The sequence below is a fragment of the Streptomyces sp. NPDC005820 genome, assembly GCF_040630255.1.
GTDB lineage: Bacteria > Actinomycetota > Actinomycetes > Streptomycetales > Streptomycetaceae > Streptomyces.
Map to the genome: position 1 here is coordinate 42,031 of NZ_JBEXXE010000009.1, position 18,038 is coordinate 60,068.

Below are 18,038 nucleotides of genomic sequence, written 5' to 3' on the forward strand. Positions count from 1 at the left end.
ACATCGCGTGACGGTGTACTCGAATCCGTGGAAAGGCAAGTCATGACGCTGATGACCCGACGCTCCCTCCTGATCGCCGGCACCGCCACGGCCGGAGCCCTGCTGGTTCCCGTCGGCGCCGTGCAGGCCGCGCCGGTGACGTCGGGGCGGCAGCTGACGGTGGGCTCCGGCGAGACGTACGAGGTCGCCGCGACCACCCGGCTGAACCGGCTGACCCTGGCCGAGGGCGGCACGCTCACCGCCCCCGAGGGATACGGCCTCACCCTGACCGTCGACGGCGTCGAGACGGGCCAGCAGCTGACCGCCACCGGCGGCACCGCCACCGTCGTCGAGCCCGGCACCTACCGGGGTGACGTCGTGCTGACCGTGGCGGTCGCGAACGACGTCACGTACGAGACCCTCACCTTCCCCTTCCGGCAGGCGCTGTACGTCGACGCCGACGGTGTCGTGAAGGAGAAGTCGGTGCTGGCGGCCGTACTCGGCGGGAAGCTCACCGACACCCTCGCCCGCAATGTGTCGATCACCTCGACGGGCGAGTGCTTCGACGGGGTCTTCGTGCAGGACGGCACGTACACCCTCCAGCGGCCCACCATCTCCCTGACGGGCAACGGCCGGTGCGACTTCGCCGGGTACGGCGCGGCCGTCGTCGGCGACGGCTCCGCCACCACCCTCGTCGTCGAGGGCGCCCGCATCAGCACCGAGGGTGTGGTGCGCACCGCCGTCATCTCCAACGACGGCGCCAACGTCGTCGTCAAGAACTCCTCCCTGCGCACCCGCAACGGCACCCTGCCCGCCGACTACCAGGCCACCGTCGAGACCCCGTACATGCAGTCCGTGCCGTGGATGCTGGGCCTGGACGGCAACGTCCGCGCCACCAACCTCATCGGGAAGAACAGCAGGGCCACCTACCTCGACTCCACGGTCTTCTCGGAGACCTGGGGCGCCCTGTCGGTGGAGGGCGGCAGCGGGCTGAAGCTGACGGCGATCAACAGCCATGTCGGCAACACCGGGGCGTACGGCTACGGCACCTACGCGATCGGCGACGCCACCGTCCGCGTCCTCGGCTCCCGCTTCGACGTCGGCAGCTACGCCACCATCATCGCGGGCCCCGCGGCCGTCGTGCACTACGGCGACAGCACCCGCGACGCCGTCGCCGCGCTCAACACCGAGCTCGCACTCGGACTGTCCGCGGCCGAGCTGAAGGCCCTGCCGGTGCGCAACACGGTCGTGAACTCGGGCCACTTCGGCTACATGTTCTTCGGCGCCGGAACCCTCACCCTCGACGGCGGCACGGTCATCAACTCCGAGCGCGCCACCTTCCTCAACAAGGGCCAGCAGACCGCCATCACGGTCGACGGTTCCCAGGGTGCCCGCCTCAACCCGGCCGACGGGATCATCCTGCAGATGATCGAACTGGACGACCCGGGCCCGGTCAACGTCAACGGCAGGATGATGAACGTCGGCGTCTACACCGAGCCGACCACCGATCCGACGAAGGACTCCTCCTTCGACGTCACCGCCGTGCACTCCACCGACGGGGCCGCCACCTTCACGGACATCAAGCTGAAGGGCGACTTCTACAACGGCATGCGCAAGGGCAGGAACATGGTCCTCACCTTCGACGGCACCACCCTCGAAGGCGTGATCTCGGCGACGAGGACCAAGCACCGGGTGTCGTCCATCGACGCGTCCACCTTCTACGAGCTCGGCATCGTCACCAACACCGTCCAGGCCGCGGTCAACAACGGCGCGATCGTCACCCTGGCCGGAGGCTCCACCTGGACGGTCACGGGCACCTCGTACCTGACCTCCCTCACCCTCGCCGCCGACGCGGCGGTGAAGGCGCCGCGCGGCAAGGCGGTGACCCTGACCGTGGACGGCACGGTCACCGCGATCACCCCGGGCGGCACCTACACCGGCGCGCTCACCCTCACGGTCGCCTGACCCGCGGAGCCCGACCCGTCAGGAGGCGGAGGCCGACCGGGCCTCCGCCTCCTTCACGATGTCGTCGAACCGCGCCCCCATCGCCGCCGCGAGTGCCTGCGCACCGGACAACGGCCGGACCATGACGGTCAGTTCGTCGATCAGCCCGTCCTCGTCCAGATGGATGAAGTCGCAGCCGGTGAGCTGTTTGTCGCCCACCCGGGCCGTGAACACCAGCGCATGGTCGCGCCCCTCGCCCCCGGCGAGCTCACGCTCGTACCGGAAGTCCTCGAAGACCTGGGACACCGCGCGCAGGATCGCCGCGGTGATCGCCCTGCCCGGGTACGGCTTGAAGACGACCGGGCTGGTGAACACCACGTCCTCGGCCAGCAGCGCCTCGACGGCCCCGAGATCGCCGGCCTCGACCGCCTCGCGGAACGCACGCATCGGATCGCCTCATCCAGGTAGTCAATTTATTGAGTAGGTGTGGAGGAGAATAATCACCTGCTGCTACCGTGTCCAGATGTCCCTCAAGTACGCCGTCCTGGCGTCCCTCCTGGAAGGCGAGGCCTCGGGCTACGAGCTGGCCAAGCTGTTCGACGTCTCCTTCGCGAACTTCTGGTCCTCGACCCCCCAGCAGCTCTACCGGGAGCTGGAGCGGCTCGCGCAGGACGGCCTGATCGAGGCGCGGGTGGTACAGCAGGAGCGCCGCCCCAACAAGCGGATGTTCACCCTCACCGAGGCCGGCCGGACGGATCTGGACGCCTTCGCCGCCACCGCGCCCCGCAGACCCACCGCGATCCGCGACGAACTCCTCATCAAGATCCAGGCGGTGGACGGCGTCGACCCCGGGGCGGGTCTCGCGCTGATCGAGGAGCGCCTCGGCTGGGCCCGGGCCAAACTGGCCCGCTACCGGCGCGTCCGGGAGCGGCTGCTCGCCGGACGCACCGAGGACGAGTACCTGGCGGGGACCGACCGGATCGGGCCGTACCTCACCCTGATGGCCGGGATCGGTTTCGAGGAGGAGAACATCCGCTGGTGCGAGCGCGCGACCGTGCTCATCGGGCGCCGGGCCGCCGTAGGCTGAGGACGATGTTCAGTCCCGAAGGCCCCAGCCTGCGCGAACTCGCCGTCCAGGCCCTGTCGTCCGTCGAGCACGGCTACGACCTCCTCGCGCCCAAGTTCGACCACACCCCCTTCCGCACCCCGGACTCGGTGCTGTCCGCCGTGACCGCCGCCCTCAAGGCGTCCGGCCCCTACGACGACGGCCTCGACCTGTGCTGCGGCACGGGCGCGGGGATGGACGTCCTCGCCACGGTCTGCGGGCGCAGCGCCACCGGTGTCGACTTCAGCGCGGGCATGCTCGCCGAGGCCCGCGCCCGTACACCGCAGGCCGGGCCGCGGGTCTCCTGGGTGCGCGCGGACGTCCGCGCCCTGCCCTTCACGGCCGCCTTCGACCTCGTCGTCAGCTTCGGCGCGTTCGGACACTTCCTGCCCCGCGAACTGCCCGGTCTGTTCGCCCAGGTGCACAGGGTGCTGCGACCGGGAGGCTGCTTCGCGTTCCCCGCGCTCGCCCCGCCCCGCCCCGCGGACCCCGCGTTCTGGATGCTGCTCGGCTTCGACGCCGTGATGCGGGTGCGCAACGCCGTGTGGCGGCCGCCGTTCGTGATGTACTACCGCGCCTTCCGGCTCGGCGAGGTGCGAAGGGAACTGGAGCGCGCCGGGTTCCGCGTGGACCTCCGTACGCTGCCCGAGTTCGGCATGCGCGGCGACGGAAGTCCACGGGTCCGTATGGTCGAGGCCCGGCGGGTGGACTGAATCCGGGCCGGGGGCCGTCACAAGGCGCTGTACAGGGCGTCGACCAGGGCCATCTTGCGCGGGTCGTCCGCGATCCTCGGGCCCATGCGGTTCATGACGTAACCGAGCGACACCCCGGCCTCCGGATCGGCGAGACCGCAGGAGCCGCCGAAGCCGTCATGGCCGACGGCGCGCGGATTGGGCCCGTAGGAGCCGTCCGCGCCGCTGAGCCACAGCCCCAGCGCGATCTCCGTGTCGTGCCCGAGGCCGACGCCCAGCACCAGGTCCTGGCAGGCCCCCTGCCCCTCGCGCACCCGCTCGGCCGCCTCGGGGGAGAGCACCCGGCGACCGGCGTAGGAGCCGCGCCCGGCCACGACGGCGTACAGCGCGGCGACCGCGCGGGCCGTGCCGTGACCGTTCGCCGCCGGGATCTCCGCGGCCCGCCACGCGGGCGAGTTGGCCTCCGCGGCGCCGACCATCGGATTGGCCAGGGCGGCGATCGCCGCGGGCGCCAACTGGGCGAAGACCGCGGCCTGTTCACTGGCCGGCGCGGCCTGGGGAGGCACCAGCTCGGCGACCCGCCCGGCCTCCTTCTCCGGCAGCCCCACGGTGAAGTCGATCCCGAGCGGCCCCGTCACCTCCCGCTCCAGGAACGCCCCCGGCAGCAGCCCCGACACCCGCCCTACGACCTCCCCGACCAGGAAGCCGTACGTGAACGCGTGATAGCCGGACCGGGTGCCCGGCTCCCACCAGGGTTCCATCGCCGCGAGGCGGGCGGTGGTCGTCTCCCAGTCGTAGAACTGCTCCAGCGTGTGCGGCTCGCGCAGCCCGGACAGCCCCGCGCGGTGCGAGAGCAGATGCCGTACGAGCACGTTCTCCTTGCCCGCCGCCGCGAACTCGGGCCAGTACGCGGCGACCGGCGCGTCCAGGTCGAGCAGCCCCCGGTCGGCCAGGATGTGTGCGCACAGCGCGGTGGGGCCCTTGGTCGTCGACCAGACGTTGACCAGCGTGTCCCGCTCCCACGCGCGCGTGCGCGCCGGGTCGGCCCAGCCGCCCCACAGGTCCACCACCGGCTCCCCGTCGACCGTGACGGCCACCGCGGCGCCCAGCTCGCCCCGGTCGCGGAAGTTCTCCTCGAACGCCGTGCGCACCGCCGCGAAACGCGCGTCGCAATGGCCGTGAACCTGTGGCACGTGTTCGGACATGGCCCCTCCGTGGTACGCCGGAACCCCGGACCGCCACAGCGCGGCCCGGGCTCCCTGAACATACCGACTGGTCGGACTGGAGGGAAGGCCTGTGCCGGGGCCTCAGGCGTACGAGCGCAGCCACCGCACCTTGGCCGCCTCCTGGTAGGGGCCGCCGCCCTCGTGGTCGTTGAAGTCGTACACCTCGATCGCCTTGTCCTCCTGGGCCCACGCGTTGAACGCGGCGAACACGGTCGACGGCGGGCAGGTCTGGTCCTCCAGCGCCGCCGAGAACAGGGCGGGCGCGGTGCCGCGGGCGGCGAAGTGGACGCCGTCGAAGTAGGACAGGGTGCGCAGCGCGTCCTGGCTGCGCCCCCGGTGCGTCTTGAGGAACAGGCCGATCTCCCGGTACGGGTGACGGTCCGTCAGTGTCGCCGCGCGCGGGAAGTCGCACAGGAACGGCACGTCCGGCGCGACCGCCACCAGGTCCGGTACGAGACCGCCGACCGCGATCGTGATCCCGCCGCCCTGGCTCGAGCCCAGTGCCACGGTCCGGCTCGCGTCGGTCAGCGGGTGCGAGCGGGCCGCCTCCACCGCGCGCACCGCGTCCGTGTACACCCGGCGGTAGTAGTAGTGCTCCGGCGCGTCGATGCCCCGGGTCATGAAACCGGGGTACGAGGGCGCGCCGCCCACCGGGTCGGCGGTGCCACCGCCGCCGCCCCAGGCGCTGCCCTGGCCCCGGGTGTCCATCACGAAGTGGGCGCGGCCGGTCGACGCCCACAGCAGGTTCTCGTGCGGCAGACCCCGCCCGCCGCCGTAGCCGATGAACTCCACGACCAGCGGCAGCGGCCCCTCGGCGCCGGCCGGCACCTTCAGCCAACCCTTCACCGGGTGCCCGCCGTACCCCGCGAACGTCACGTCGTGGACGTCGACCGTGGCCAGGCCCGTCTCGACCCGCTCGAAGCGGGCGTCGAGGTCGTGCTCGCGGGCCTCCTGCAGCGTCTTGGACCAGAAGGCGTCGAAGTCCTGCGGCTCGGCGGACTCGCTGCGGTATTCGTGGAGTTCCTCGACGGACAGGTCGAACAGGGCCATGAAGGACCGCCTTTTTGTCAAGAGGCCTTGAGAGGCCATTTGTTAAGAGACCATACGAATGATCACACCGTACGTACCCGTCCGGAGGCCTCGCCAGACCCCCTCGGCGGCCTCAGGCGGGCCGGCGGCGTGTCCACTCCGGTTCCGTGCGCGCCCACTCCCGGTCCCACTCGTCGAGCCGGTGCCGCATCGCCACCCGGCGGGTCACGGTGTGCCCGAGCAGCACCAGGGCGGCGGTCCCGCCCGCCGCGCAGGCGCCCATGGTGAGCGTGTGCTGCCAGACCGCCGTACCGGTCGACGGCGGCGCGACGGCATGGCCCCGCGCGTCGAACCACACGTCCACCAGGTCCCCCTTGTGCGTGCCCTCGGGCACCCGGGCCTCGGTCGTGCGGGTGCGCTCGCCGGGCGGCGTCCAGCGCACGGTCACCCGGTATGTCCGCTCCCGCACCCCGTCCGCCGAGGGCAGATGGTCGGGCACCCGCCCGACGACCTCCGCCCGCACCCGGTGCCGCTCGGCCCGCTGCTGGACCGCGACGGTCTGCGCCCTGTCGTGGGCCCACAGTCCGGCCACCGCCCCGGCCAGCGGCACGGCGACCAGCAGCAGCAGGGCGACGGCCAGCGTCGTCCACGCCTCCACCACGTCCGACCGGCGCCGCAGCGGGTTCTTCCGCCACCGCCAGCCACGCATCCGGCTTCGCATGTCGACCTCCTCGCCGTCACGCGAGTGCCCACATGAAAGTGGTACCCCCATTGGAGTGCATCCGCGACCCGGAGCCGGATGCGCGGTGCCCCCGTGGCGGTGGACCGCTCAGCCGAACCGTTCGATCCGGATGCGCTCCACCGGCTGCCCGGCGGCCACCAGCAGCCGCGAGGCGTGCTCGGCGAAGGCGTTGGACCCGCACACGTACGCCTCCCAGCCACCGGCCGGAAGCTCCTCGAACACCGGCCGCAGATGCGCGGCGCCCAGCCGGCCCACGGGCGCGCCCCCCGGCGCCCGCCGGGTGAAGACGGGCGTGGTCTCCGCGCCGTACTCGTGCGCGTAGATCAGCTCCTCCGGGCCGCGCGCGGACACCAGCAGCCGCAGCGGCACGTCCAGGGCGCGCGCCCGGTGGTGCCGGACCATCGACATCAGCGGTACGACCCCGGAGCCCGCGCCGATCAGCAGCGCGGGCCGGTCGCCGGGCCAGGCGAAGAAGCCGCTGAGCGGACCGCGCACCTCGACCCGGTCGCCCGGCCGCGCCCGTGCGTGGAACCAGCCGGAGACCTCGCCGCCCTCGACATGGTCCAGGGTCAGTTCGACGTGCCCCTCGTCGTCGGGCGGGGAGGCGAGGGAGTAGTGCCGCTGGGCGGTGTAGCCGTCGCCGGCGGTCAGCCGCAGCATCAGGTGCTGGCCGGGCAGATGCCCCGCCCAGGCCGGTACCGCGAACCGGTAGGTCGCCGCGTACGGGGTCTCGCGGCGGATCTCGGTGAGCGTGGCCGTCTGCCAGACGGCGGCGGCCCGGTTGCTCACCGCGATGCGGCCGGGCACCGCGAACCGGGTCGGCGGAACGAAGGGGGGCGAGGGGATGGTCTCAGTCACCGGAGTACCTCTGCTCCTCCCAGGGGTTGCCCCGCTCGTGATAGCCGTTCTGCTCCCAGAACCCCGGCTCGTCGTGGTCGAGCAGCCTGAGGCCCGCGATCCACTTGGCGCTCTTCCAGAAGTACAGATGCGGCACCAGCAGCCGGGCCGGCCCCCCGTGCTCCGCGGCGAGCGGCTTGCCGTCGTACTCCCAGGCGATCCAGGCCCGCCCGTCGGTGAGGTCGGCCAGCGGCAGGTTCGTGGTGTACCCGGTGTGCGCGTAGGCCACGGCGTGCGTGGCCGACGCGTGCGCGCCCACCACGTCGAGGAAGGCGTCCAGGGACACGCCCCCGAACCGCACCCCGAACTTCGACCAGCTGGTCACACAGTGGATGTCACCCTCGTACGCCGACTCCGGCAGCGCGTGCGCCTCGTCCCAGTCCCAGGTCCGGGGCTCCCCGACCAGCCCGTCGATCCGGAAGGTCCAGTCTGCGGGGGAGAGGTCGGGGGTGACCTCGGCGGAGAGCACGGGCCAGTCGTCGCCCGCGTCGTACTGGCCCGGCGGAAGACCGGGGTTGTCGACACGGGCACGCCCGGTGAAGCCTCGGGTGACGTTCATGCGTCAACCGTACGCTGCCGTCGCGGGTGCTCCGCCCCAGGTCAGCGCACCCATCATTGCGGCCGTATGAACTCTGCGCGGCCCCGGGAATAGTCGCCGGGCGCCGCTCCTTGGCGATCGGTGCCGGGGCCGGTGCTCCGGACACAGCGCGAGGAGAGTGAGGAAGAAGATGCCCAAGGCGTACGTCTTCACGCGGTACGGCGGACCGGAGACCGAGGCGTTCGTGGACGTGGACCGGCCGAGCCCCGGCCCCGGGGAGGTGCTCGTGGCGGTGCGCGCCGCCGGGGTGAACCCCGTCGACTGGAAGCTCCGCCAGGGCTACCGGCGCCCGGGTGACAGCACCGAGCGGGTGTTCCCCTCCGTGCTGGGCAGCGAGGTGGCCGGCGTGGTCGAGGAGACCGGCGAGGGCGTCACCGGGTTCGCGCCCGGCGACGAGGTGTTCGGCACCGCCGTCGCGGGCGGCTACGCCGAGTACGCGCTGCTCGCGGCCGGCATCACCGCGCACCGCCCGGCCGGCCTGTCCTTCGCCGCGGCGGCCACCCTCCCCGTGGCCGCCGCGACCGCCTACGACGGCGTCCACCAGCTCGGCCTGCCCGCCGGGGCGACGCTCCTGGTCACCGGCGCGGGCGGCGGCGTGGGCGTGGCGGCGGTGCAGATCGCCCGCGCCCTCGGGGTGCGGGTCGTCGGTGTCGCGGGCGAGGGCAAGAAGGCCCTCCTGGAATCGCTCGGCGTGGTCCACGTCCCCTCCGGCGCCGGCTGGGACGAGCGCGTCCGGGCCGCCGCCCCGGACGGGGTCGACGGGGCCTACGACCTCGTCGGCGGCGAGGTGCTGCACACCGCGGCCACCCTGGTGAAGGACCCCGCGAAACTGATCACCGCCGGTGCGCCGGCCGAGGAGGTCGAGGCGCTGGGCGGCGCCCGGGTGCGCCGGGCCCGCGACGCGGACGTCCTGCGGGCCGTAGCGGACCTGGTCGTCGACGGCGACCTGGACCCGCACATCACCCGGACCTTCCCGCTGGAGCGGGCCGGTGAGGCGTTGCGCGAGGTCGAGAGCGGGCACGCGCAGGGCAAGATAGTGATCGAGGTCGCCGGATGAGCGCGCACATCCTGGACAACCCCGCGCTCGCCGCCCTCACCGGACCGCACGCGCACTTCGCCGAGCGCCGGGGCCGGGTCCTGCGCTACCCGGTCGACGTCTCGCCCTGGCTGGCCCTGCCCGAGGAACCGGACGCCGACGACTGGGCGGATCTCGCGGCCCTCGCCGGACCCGGCGCGGAGGTGCCGCTGCTCGGCTTCCGGGGCGAGCTCCCCGAGGGCTGGGAGATCACCTTCCGGATGGAGGGCGTGCAGCTCGTGGACGACGGCCTCGCGGCGGCCCCGGAGCCGGAGGCCGTCCGCCTCGGTCCCGCCGACGTCCCCGAGATGCTCGACCTGGTCGCCCGCACCCAGCCCGGACCGTTCGAGCGGCGCACCGTCGAGCTCGGCGCCTATCTCGGCATCCGCCGCGAGGGCGCCCTGATCGCCATGGCCGGCGAGCGGCTGCACCCGCCGGGCTGGACCGAGATCAGCGCGGTCTGCACCGACCCGGCCCACCGCGGCGAGGGCCTCGCCACCCGGCTGATCCTCGCCGTCGCCCACGGCATCCGCGCCCGCGGCGAGACCCCCTTCCTGCACACCGGCGCGGGCAACACCAACGCCATCCGCCTCTACGAGTCCCTGGGCTTCCGCCTGCGTCGCAGAACCGCGTTCCTGGCGGCACGGGTCCCGGAGCGGCCGGGGGCGCTGGTGCCGTAGCGGAGCGGGGGCGGTCGGGGGAGGGGGCCGGGCGGCGCTGTGCTCGGTCGGTAAGGCGGTCGGCTCGGCCTACGCCCGGCCGAAGCCGCCGCCGGTCAGCCGTCAGCCGGGCGGACGGTGACCTCGTACTGGTCGACCGCCCCCTCCCAGCGGACGACGATCGTGCCCTCGGTGTCCTTCCAGTCCCCGTCGTCCCCCTCGTCCCCGTCGTCCCCCTCGTCCCCGCCGTCCTCCGCGTCCTCCTCCTCGGTTTCCTCCATGGCGTAGAGACACAGGGCCAGGTCGTGCGACTCCGGGTCGCAGAACGCGGCCAGGTAGTCGCGCAGACCGTCGTCCCGGACGGCGGCGACCCGCTCGTGCGCCTCCTCGTCGACCTCGTCGGCGGCGTCACCGAGGCCGGCCGGCACCTCGTGGGGGCCGGTCGCGGCGTGGAGTCCGGTGGCGGCGCGCAGGGCGTCGAGGAGGGTGTCGCCGGAGGCTATCCGGGCCTCCCACACCGTCCAGGCCTTGCCGGGCAGGCCCGCGGAGGCGAGGTCGACGCGGTGCCGGTCGGCGAGCCGGCCCAACTCGGCGCCGGACAGCACGTCGTCGTGGACCGGGGTGAGCGCGGCCAACTCCTCGGCGAGGCCGGCGGGGAACACGGCCGGGTCCACGGTGAACAGGGACCGGCTCGCGTCGAAGACCAGGACGGTTTCGTCGGTGTCGCCGGGCGGCGTCAGCAGCAGATGGTCCAGGCGCACGGGCTCCTCACCGGCCAGCGCCGCGCGCCCCACCCAGGCGGGGTCCCGGTCCGACTCGCTCTCGGCGAGGAAGTTTCCCGTGTAGTAGGCGCCGTAGGGGACGTCGGGAAACGAGGAGAGCGGACGGCCGACGACCTCGCCGAGGGCCTGGGCGAGGGTGTCGCGCCACGTCTCGGCGGGGGTCGGGTGGGCGTCGGACATGGGCGAACTCCCGGGATACGGTGCAAGAGTGACGTACAGGAAGAAGTGAACCGCACGGCACTGACAATCCGGCCCCGGCCCGTCACCCGGCGGGCGGGGTGCCCCAGGTGTTGTAGCGGACCAGATACTCCGCGAACCGCTCCAGGTCCCCCTGCGGCCACCCGGCGAGCCGCTCCCGGAAGGCCGCGCGGCGGCTCTCGGTGACCTGGGCGAGGATGCGGCGACCGGCGTCGGTCAGATGGAGGAGCTGGACGCGGTGGTCCTCGGGGTCCACGCGGCGCTCGATCAGGGCCGCCCGCTCCAGGGCGGCGACCTGGCGGCTGACCGTCGACTTGTCCAGGGCGTGGAGCGCGGCCAGGTCCGTGGCCCGGCAGCCGCCGCTCTCCTCGAGATGACCGAGGAGGGTGTACGACACCAGGGACAGCTCGGGATGCAGCCGGCCGGCGGAGGCGCGGGCCCGCCGGGCGAAGACCGTCATCTCCCGCTGGATGGTCTCCACGGCCTCGGCTGCCTGCATGGGGGCTCCCTCACGTTCTTGGTTGCATAGTACAACTCGGCGATCGAGGGGTGCTAGGGTGATCGACCGGCCGTGGACGTCACGGCCCGTGCGACGCGAGGAGGTGAGACCGATTACCGCCGTTCGTTGTCCCGAAAGGTGCTCGTCCTTCCATGTCTGTCTCCTCACCGTCCACCCCGTCCTCCTCCCGTGACGCCGTCGTCGCCGCGCTGCGCGCCGCCGGCTGTGTCTTCGCCGAGGACGAGGCGGAGCTGATCCTCTCCACCGCCCGTACCCCCGCCGAACGCGACGCCATGGTGGCGCGCCGCGTCGCCGGTCACCCGCTGGAACTCGTCGTCGGCTGGGCCGAGTTCCGCGGTCTGCGGATCACCGTCGAACCGGGTGTCTTCGTACCCCGGCGCCGCACCGAGTTCCTCGTCGAACAGGCCCTCGCGCAACGCCCACACGCCTCCGTGGTCGTGGACCTGTGCTGTGGCTCGGGCGCGGTCGGCGCCGCTCTCGCCGCGGCGCTCGGCGAGGCGGAGCTGCACGCGGCCGACATGGACCCGGTGGCGGTGCGGTGCGCCCGTACCAATGTCGCCGCCCACGGCGGACACGCCCACCGGGGCGATCTGTTCGAGGCGCTCCCCGGCGAACTGCGGGGCCGGATCGACATCCTGGCCGCCAACGTGCCGTACGTCCCCACCGACGAGGTGCCCCTGCTGCCCGCGGAGGCCCGCGAGCACGAGCCGCGCACCGCCCTCGACGGCGGCGGCGACGGCCTCGACGTGCTGCGCAGGGTCGCCGCCGAGGCGCCCCAGTGGCTGGCGCCCGGCGGGATCCTCCTCGTCGAGACCAGTGAGCGGCAGGCCCCGGCCGCCGTCGAGGCCTTCACCCGCGCCGGTCTGACGGCCCGTCCGGCAGAGGACGAGGAGCGGTACGCCCACGTCGTGGTGGGCACCAGGGTCAGGTAGCGGCGCCGCTGCCCGTGGGGCCGGGGGAGTCCTCGTCCCCGCGGTTCCACGGGCCGTGCCCCGGGAAGCCGCCGCGGTGGCCGTCCTTGTCCGGGCCGCGGCCGCGGAAGTCGGCGAAGTCGCCGGAGACGACCCGGGTCGCCGTGTATGTGTCGCCCGAGCGGGAGCCGACGACGACCACGGTGTCGCCCTTCTTCAGCGCGGACGCCCCGGAGCCGGAACCGCCGTCGGTGCGCACGGTGGCGTCCGAACCGACCGTCCAGGTCCACGAGGTGCCGTCCTCGCTCTTCACCGTGACCCGGTCGCCGTCCACCTTCTCGACCGTGCCGCGCTGCCAGACCCGTACGACCCACTTGCCGGTGTCCTGGTCCTTCACGGTCGCCTCGCCGTGCGCCGCGTCGCCGCCGAACCCGAACCACGGCCCGCCGCGCCACCCGTGCCCGCCGCCGGGCCCCTGCGACGGCGACGAGGCCGACGGGGACGCCGAGGGCGAGCCGTCGGACGAGCCGCCCGAGGTCGCCGCGTAGGCGACCGTGCCGCCGAGGGCCAGCACCGCGACGGTCGTGGCCGCGATCACCGCCCGCCCGCGCACCGACCGGCGCCGCCAGCGCGCGCCGAGGGATCCCGGCTCCCGCTCCTCGCCCCCCGGCCCCGCGAGCACCTCGACCTCTTCCGGCTGCTCATGCTCCTGCATCACGGCTCACCTTCCTCGGCCCGGCCGGCGGGCACGGCTGGAGACAGCTGGCACTCCTCACTGTGATTGTCGGATCAGCGCGATAAGGAAGCAGTAATAAATCCCTGTGAATCGGTCCGGCCGGGCCTCAGTCGCGGGCCCGCGCCACGAGAAGTGCCACGTCGTCGTGGTTGTCGGGGTGGTGCAGCTCGGTCAGCAGATGGTCGCAGAGCTCCTCCAGCGGACGCCCCGGATCGCCCAGGAGCGCGAGCAGCGCGTCCAGGCGCTCGTCGAGGGAGTGCACCCGGGTCTCCACCAGCCCGTCCGTGTACAGCACCAGCTGGTCGCCGGGCGTGAACGCGACGTCGGTCGTCGAGAAGGCCACCCCGCCCACGCCCAGCGGCGCGCCCGTGGGCAGCTCCAGCAGCTCCGGCGGCACCCCCGGGCGCACCCGGGCCGGCGGCAGATGGCCCGCGTTGGCGATACGGCAGCGGCCCAGCCGGGGGTCGTGGACGGCGTACACACAGGTGGCGATGGAGTGGTCCAGGCCCTGGGTGATCCGGTCGAGGTGCTCCAGGAGCACCGCCGGGTCGAGGTCCAGGGAGGCCAGGGTGGTCGTCGCGGTGCGCAGCCGGCCCATCGTGGCGGCGGCGTCGATGCCGCTGCCCATCACGTCGCCGACGACCAGCGCGGTCTTCCCGTCCTCGAGCGGGATGACGTCGAACCAGTCCCCGCCGACCTCGGTGGTGGCGCCCGCCGGCTGGTAGCGCGAGGCGACCTCCAGGCCGCCGGTGACCGGCGGATGGCTGGGCAGCAGGCTGCGCTGGAGGGTGAGCGCGGTCGTGCGGGCGTTCTGGTACCAGCGGGCGTTGTCGATCTGCACGGCCGCGCGGGCCGCCAGTTCCCGGGCGAGCAGCAAATCGTCCTGGCCGAACGGCAGCGGGTTGTGGATCCGCTTGAGGTCCAGCGCGCCGAGCACCTCGCCGCGCGCGATGAGCGGGACGGCCAGACAGGAGTGCACGCCGGCCCGGGCCAGCAGCCCGGCCGCCTCGGCGGAGGGCGCGATCCGGGCCAGATCCGCCTCCCCGACCCGTGCGATCATGACCGGCTGCCCGGAGCGGACGCACTCCGTGACCAGCTGGTCGGGGGCGTAGCGGACCACCTCTCCGGCCGGGTCGGCGGCCCGCAGCGCCTCGGGCGCGTCGACGGCCCGGACCGCCAGGGAGCGGATGGCGGCCGCCTCGGTGGGGCGCAGTCCGTAGGGGCGGCCCGCCACCACGTCGTCGAGCAGGTCCACCGAGGCCATGTCCGCCAGCTCCGGGACCGCGACCTCGGCCAGTTCGCGGGCGGTGCGCTCCAGATCCAGGGTGGTGCCGATCCGGGCCGAGGCGTCGGCGATCAGGGCGAGCCTGCGCCGGGCCGCCTCCGCCTCCAGGCCCGCCCGGTACTGGTCGGTGACGTCGATGACCGAGGCGGCCACGCCCAGCACCGTGCCGCGTGAGTCCTCCAGCCGGTACAGCGAGACCGACCACGCGAGCTCCTCGTCCGGGTCGGCCCGGGTCCGCCCGACCGTGGACCGGTCGACGAGCGGCTCCCCGGTCCGCAGCACCTCCCGCACCGCCCACTCCAGCGCGTCCGCGTCCACCGAGGGCAGCACCTCGCGGATCCGCCGGCCCACATGGCCCTCGGGCGCCAGGCCGTTCATCCGCGCCAGCGCCGGATTGACCGAGACGAAGCGCAGGTCCGGGTCGACCACGGCCAGGCCGATGGGGGACTGCGCGACCATGCGTGTGGACAGCGCCACGTCCCGCTCCAGCCGGCGCACCGTCGACTGGTCCGCGGCGAGTCCCAGGGCGTAGACGGTGCCCTGGTCGTTGACCAGCCGCATGTTGCGGAACTCCACCATCCGGGTGGTGCCGTCCTTGCGGCGGACGGGGAACGCCCCCGCCCAGCTCCGGCCGGTCGCCATGACGTCGGCGAACAGCTTGACGACCAGGTCGACATGGCGTTCGTGGATCATCACCTGGGCCGCGTACTGCCCCAGCGCCTCGTCCGCCGTGTAGCCGAACAGCTCTTCGGCCTGCGGGCTCCACAGCACGATGCGCCCCTTGGTGTCGAGCACCACCGAGGCCACGTTCAGTACGTCCAGCAGCCCACTGGGCAGGGCCGGGGCTCCGCCCACGGCCGCGGACGATCCGGCTGCCGCACTCATGCCCCGCACCGCCTCCGCACATCGTCGCGGCACGCTGTCCCCCGTGCCGACTCCCCCTGTTCCACCACGCTCAATCCCTTTCTCCCACGGATCGGGACGTTCCTCTCCATGCTCCTCCAGTACGTGGGCGGACGCTGTTCTCCTCAAGCGGCCGGACCGGGGCCGCCGACACCAGGGCCCGGGGCCTCGCTGGTCCCGCCCGGAAAGTGGTGCTTTTCTGGGGTTGTGGCGTGGTGCCCGGGGAACCCGCGTGCCGCGCCACCGCACGAGAGGAGCGATCACGATGGACCGTGCACGACCGCACGAGGAGCCCGTCTCCCTCGAGATCAGCGGATGCAGCAAGGAGGACGCGCGGATCGTCTTCGACACCCTCTGCGCCTGCTTCGAGTCCGACCGGGGCCCCGACGAGGTGCCGCAACAGCTCCACGAGACCCGCCCGATGGTGTGGCTGGGCACCTTCGAGGTCACCGAGGCCCACGAGTGCCCGCCGCCCGCCCGGCTCTCCGCCTCCGTCGAGGCCGATGCCCAGGGTGGCTACTGGGCGATCGAGCGGCTGCGCTCCACGCTCGACTCGATGTTCACGGTACGCGATCTCACCTCGGCCTCCGGGGACCAGGAACGCGAACTGCACGTCCTCCTGGAGAGCAGGTGAGTGCCGCACATCACCCCTGAAGATGTTTTGCAACTAGTTGCATAACCCGTGCGCGGTCCTCTAGAACTGGAGGCGAACACCGCCGCGCACGGAGGCCGCCATGACCCGTTACCCCCATCTGCTGAGCCCGCTCGACCTGGGCTTCACCACGCTGCCCAACCGCGTCCTGATGGGCTCGATGCACGTGGGCCTCGAGGAGGCCGAGCGCGGCTTCGAGCGCATGGCCGAGTTCTACGCCGCCCGGGCCCGCGGGGGAGTGGGCCTGATCGTCACCGGCGGCATCGCCCCCAACGAGGAGGGGCGCCCGTACGAGCTCGGCGCCAAGCTCACCACCGAGGAGGAGGCGGAGCAGCACCGCACGATCACCGAGGCGGTGCACCGCGAGGGCGGCCGGATCGCGATGCAGATCCTGCACTTCGGCCGCTACGCCTACCACCGGGACCTGGTGGCCCCGAGCCCCCTCCAGGCCCCCATCAGCCCCTTCCCGCCCCGCGAACTCACCGACGCCGAGGTCGAGCGCACCATCGACGACTACGCCCGCACCGCCCGCCTCGCCCGGCAGGCCGGCTACGACGGCGTCGAGATCATGGGCTCCGAGGGCTACCTCATCAACGAGTTCATCGCCGCCCCGACCAACCGGCGCACCGATCGCTGGGGCGGCTCGTACGAGAACCGCATGCGCTTCCCCGTCGAGATCGTGCGCCGCGTGCGCGAGGCGGTCGGCGAGGACTTCATCGTCGTCTACCGGCTGTCCATGCTGGACCTGGTGCCCGGCGGCTCCACCCTCGACGAGGTCGTCACCCTCGCCCGGGCCGTCGAGGAGGCCGGCGCGACGATCATCAACACCGGCATCGGCTGGCACGAGGCCCGCATCCCCACCATCGCGACCTCGGTGCCGCGCGGCGCCTACACCTGGGTGACGAAGCGGCTCATGGGCGCGGTGAACGTCCCGCTCGTCACCACCAACCGCATCAACACCCCGGAACTCGCCGAGCAGTTGCTCGCCGAAGGCCGCGCCGACATGGTCTCCATGGCCCGCCCGATGCTCGCCGACCCGGACTTCGTGAACAAGGCCGCGGCCGGCACGCCGGAGGCCATCAACACCTGCATCGGCTGCAACCAGGCCTGCCTCGACCACACGTTCAGCGGCCGGATCACCTCCTGCCTCGTCAACCCGCGCGCCTGCCACGAGACCGAACTCGTGCTCTCCCCGACCCGGCTGCGCAAGCGCGTCGCGGTCGTCGGCGCCGGTCCCGCCGGTCTCGCCTGCGCGGTGTCGGCGGCCGAACGCGGCCATGACGTCACGCTGTTCGACGCGGCGGGCGAGATCGGCGGCCAGCTCAACGTGGCCCGCAAGGTCCCCGGCAAGCAGGAGTTCGACGAGACGCTGCGCTACTTCCGCCACCAGCTCGACGCGCACGGCGTGGACGTACGCCTCAACACCCCCGTCGCCGCAGACGACTTGGCGGGCTACGACGAGGTCGTCGTCGCCACCGGCGTCACCCCGCGCACCCCCGACATCCCGGGCGTCGACCACCCGAGCGTCGTCGGCTACCTCGACGTCCTGCAGGGCCGCGCGCCCGTCGGCGACCGGGTGGCGATCCTCGGCGCGGGCGGCATCGGCTTCGACGTCGCCGAGTTCCTCACCGACGGCGGCGACGGGGCGAGCGAGGACCCGGCGGTCTACTTCCGCCAGTGGGGCGTCGACATGGACTACGCGGCCCCCGGCGGCCTCGCCGCCCCCGAGCGCCCCGCGCCGCCGCGCACGGTCCACCTCCTCCAGCGCAAGACCACCAAGGTCGGCGCGGGCCTCGGCAAGACCACCGGCTGGATCCACCGCACCGAACTCAAGCACCGGGGCGTCACCATGGTCCCGGGCGTGCGGTACGACCGTATCGACGACGCCGGCCTGCACCTCACCGTCGGTGACGAGAGCACGGTCCTCGAGGTCGACACCGTCGTGCTGTGCACCGGCCAGGACCCGCGCCGCGACCTCTACGAGGCGCTGCTCGCCGCCGGCGCGAAGGCCCACCTCATCGGCGGCGCCGACGTGGCCGCCGAACTCGACGCCAAGCGCGCGATCAAGCAGGGGACCGAGGTCGCGGCAGCCCTGTGACGCCCTC

Annotated in this window: 18 protein-coding genes; 8 read left to right on the forward strand and 10 right to left on the reverse strand. The window is 73.1% G+C overall.

The features are described 5' to 3' along the window. Positions 1–42: 42 nt before the first annotated feature. Positions 43–1,944, forward strand: a complete 1,902-nt coding sequence (locus ABZ464_RS13030) for a hypothetical protein (protein ID WP_359275145.1) — start codon at positions 43–45, stop codon at positions 1,942–1,944. Between the two features lie 18 nt (positions 1,945–1,962). Here the strand turns inward: ABZ464_RS13030 and ABZ464_RS13035 are convergent, their stop codons facing one another. Beyond that, positions 1,963–2,370 carry a nuclear transport factor 2 family protein gene (locus tag ABZ464_RS13035; RefSeq protein ID WP_359275148.1) on the reverse strand — a complete coding sequence of 136 codons (408 nt, stop codon included), beginning with the start codon at positions 2,368–2,370 and terminating at the stop codon, positions 1,963–1,965. 76 nt (positions 2,371–2,446) lie between these two features. On the opposite strand from ABZ464_RS13035, the gene ABZ464_RS13040 reads away from it, so the two are divergent. After that, entirely contained in the window at positions 2,447–3,010 is a 564-nt protein-coding gene (locus ABZ464_RS13040; protein WP_359275150.1) for a PadR family transcriptional regulator, read from the forward strand. Between the two features lie 5 nt (positions 3,011–3,015). Then, complete coding sequence (locus ABZ464_RS13045; RefSeq protein ID WP_359275153.1) at positions 3,016–3,741, forward strand: class I SAM-dependent methyltransferase; 726 nt, start codon at positions 3,016–3,018, stop codon at positions 3,739–3,741. A 17-nt stretch (positions 3,742–3,758) separates the two neighbouring features. On the opposite strand, the gene ABZ464_RS13050 is transcribed toward ABZ464_RS13045, so the two are convergent. From ABZ464_RS13050 to ABZ464_RS13070, 5 genes are all read right to left on the reverse strand, one after another. Beyond that, positions 3,759–4,925 carry a serine hydrolase domain-containing protein gene (locus ABZ464_RS13050; RefSeq protein WP_359275156.1) on the reverse strand — a complete coding sequence of 389 codons (1,167 nt, stop codon included), beginning with the start codon at positions 4,923–4,925 and terminating at the stop codon, positions 3,759–3,761. 102 nt (positions 4,926–5,027) lie between these two features. Further along, a complete protein-coding gene (locus tag ABZ464_RS13055; RefSeq protein WP_359275159.1) occupies positions 5,028–5,996 on the reverse strand; it encodes an acetylxylan esterase in 969 nt (322 codons plus the stop codon). Between the two features lie 112 nt (positions 5,997–6,108). Beyond that, complete coding sequence (locus ABZ464_RS13060) at positions 6,109–6,696, reverse strand: hypothetical protein (RefSeq protein ID WP_359275162.1); 588 nt, start codon at positions 6,694–6,696, stop codon at positions 6,109–6,111. A 108-nt stretch (positions 6,697–6,804) separates the two neighbouring features. Continuing rightward, on the reverse strand, positions 6,805–7,575 hold the full coding sequence (locus tag ABZ464_RS13065) for a ferredoxin reductase (RefSeq protein ID WP_359275163.1): 771 nt from the start codon (positions 7,573–7,575) through the stop codon (positions 6,805–6,807). Further along, positions 7,568–8,173, reverse strand: a complete 606-nt coding sequence (locus tag ABZ464_RS13070; protein ID WP_359275166.1) for a sulfite oxidase-like oxidoreductase — start codon at positions 8,171–8,173, stop codon at positions 7,568–7,570. Before ABZ464_RS13070 ends, ABZ464_RS13065 begins: the two co-directional genes overlap by 8 nt. Positions 8,174–8,342: 169 nt before the next feature. Here ABZ464_RS13070 and ABZ464_RS13075 point away from each other — a divergent pair, with 169 nt between their 5' ends. Beyond that, on the forward strand, positions 8,343–9,269 hold the full coding sequence (locus ABZ464_RS13075; RefSeq protein WP_359275598.1) for an NADP-dependent oxidoreductase: 927 nt from the start codon (positions 8,343–8,345) through the stop codon (positions 9,267–9,269). Next, a complete protein-coding gene (locus tag ABZ464_RS13080) occupies positions 9,266–9,967 on the forward strand; it encodes a GNAT family N-acetyltransferase (RefSeq protein ID WP_359275168.1) in 702 nt (233 codons plus the stop codon). Before ABZ464_RS13075 ends, ABZ464_RS13080 begins: the two co-directional genes overlap by 4 nt. Positions 9,968–10,062: 95 nt before the next feature. Here the strand turns inward: ABZ464_RS13080 and ABZ464_RS13085 are convergent, their stop codons facing one another. Beyond that, complete coding sequence (locus ABZ464_RS13085) at positions 10,063–10,908, reverse strand: hypothetical protein (protein WP_359275170.1); 846 nt, start codon at positions 10,906–10,908, stop codon at positions 10,063–10,065. An 82-nt stretch (positions 10,909–10,990) separates the two neighbouring features. After that, the gene (locus ABZ464_RS13090) at positions 10,991–11,425 is read right to left on the reverse strand and encodes a MarR family winged helix-turn-helix transcriptional regulator (protein ID WP_359275173.1); all 435 of its coding nucleotides are present in this window, start codon (positions 11,423–11,425) and stop codon (positions 10,991–10,993) included. Positions 11,426–11,577: 152 nt separating this feature from the next. Here ABZ464_RS13090 and ABZ464_RS13095 point away from each other — a divergent pair, with 152 nt between their 5' ends. Next, positions 11,578–12,378: a putative protein N(5)-glutamine methyltransferase gene (locus ABZ464_RS13095; protein WP_359275175.1), complete on the forward strand. Its 801-nt coding sequence runs from the start codon at positions 11,578–11,580 to the stop codon at positions 12,376–12,378. Here ABZ464_RS13095 and ABZ464_RS13100 read toward each other — a convergent pair. Further along, on the reverse strand, positions 12,371–13,072 hold the full coding sequence (locus ABZ464_RS13100; RefSeq protein ID WP_359275178.1) for a hypothetical protein: 702 nt from the start codon (positions 13,070–13,072) through the stop codon (positions 12,371–12,373). The genes ABZ464_RS13095 and ABZ464_RS13100 overlap by 8 nt on opposite strands. Positions 13,073–13,199: 127 nt before the next feature. Continuing rightward, the gene (locus tag ABZ464_RS13105) at positions 13,200–15,263 is read right to left on the reverse strand and encodes a SpoIIE family protein phosphatase (protein ID WP_359275181.1); all 2,064 of its coding nucleotides are present in this window, start codon (positions 15,261–15,263) and stop codon (positions 13,200–13,202) included. A 283-nt stretch (positions 15,264–15,546) separates the two neighbouring features. On the opposite strand from ABZ464_RS13105, the gene ABZ464_RS13110 reads away from it, so the two are divergent. After that, complete coding sequence (locus tag ABZ464_RS13110) at positions 15,547–15,915, forward strand: hypothetical protein (protein WP_359275184.1); 369 nt, start codon at positions 15,547–15,549, stop codon at positions 15,913–15,915. Between the two features lie 100 nt (positions 15,916–16,015). Next, positions 16,016–18,031, forward strand: a complete 2,016-nt coding sequence (locus ABZ464_RS13115) for an NADPH-dependent 2,4-dienoyl-CoA reductase (protein ID WP_359275187.1) — start codon at positions 16,016–16,018, stop codon at positions 18,029–18,031. The last annotated feature ends 7 nt before the right edge of the window (positions 18,032–18,038 follow it).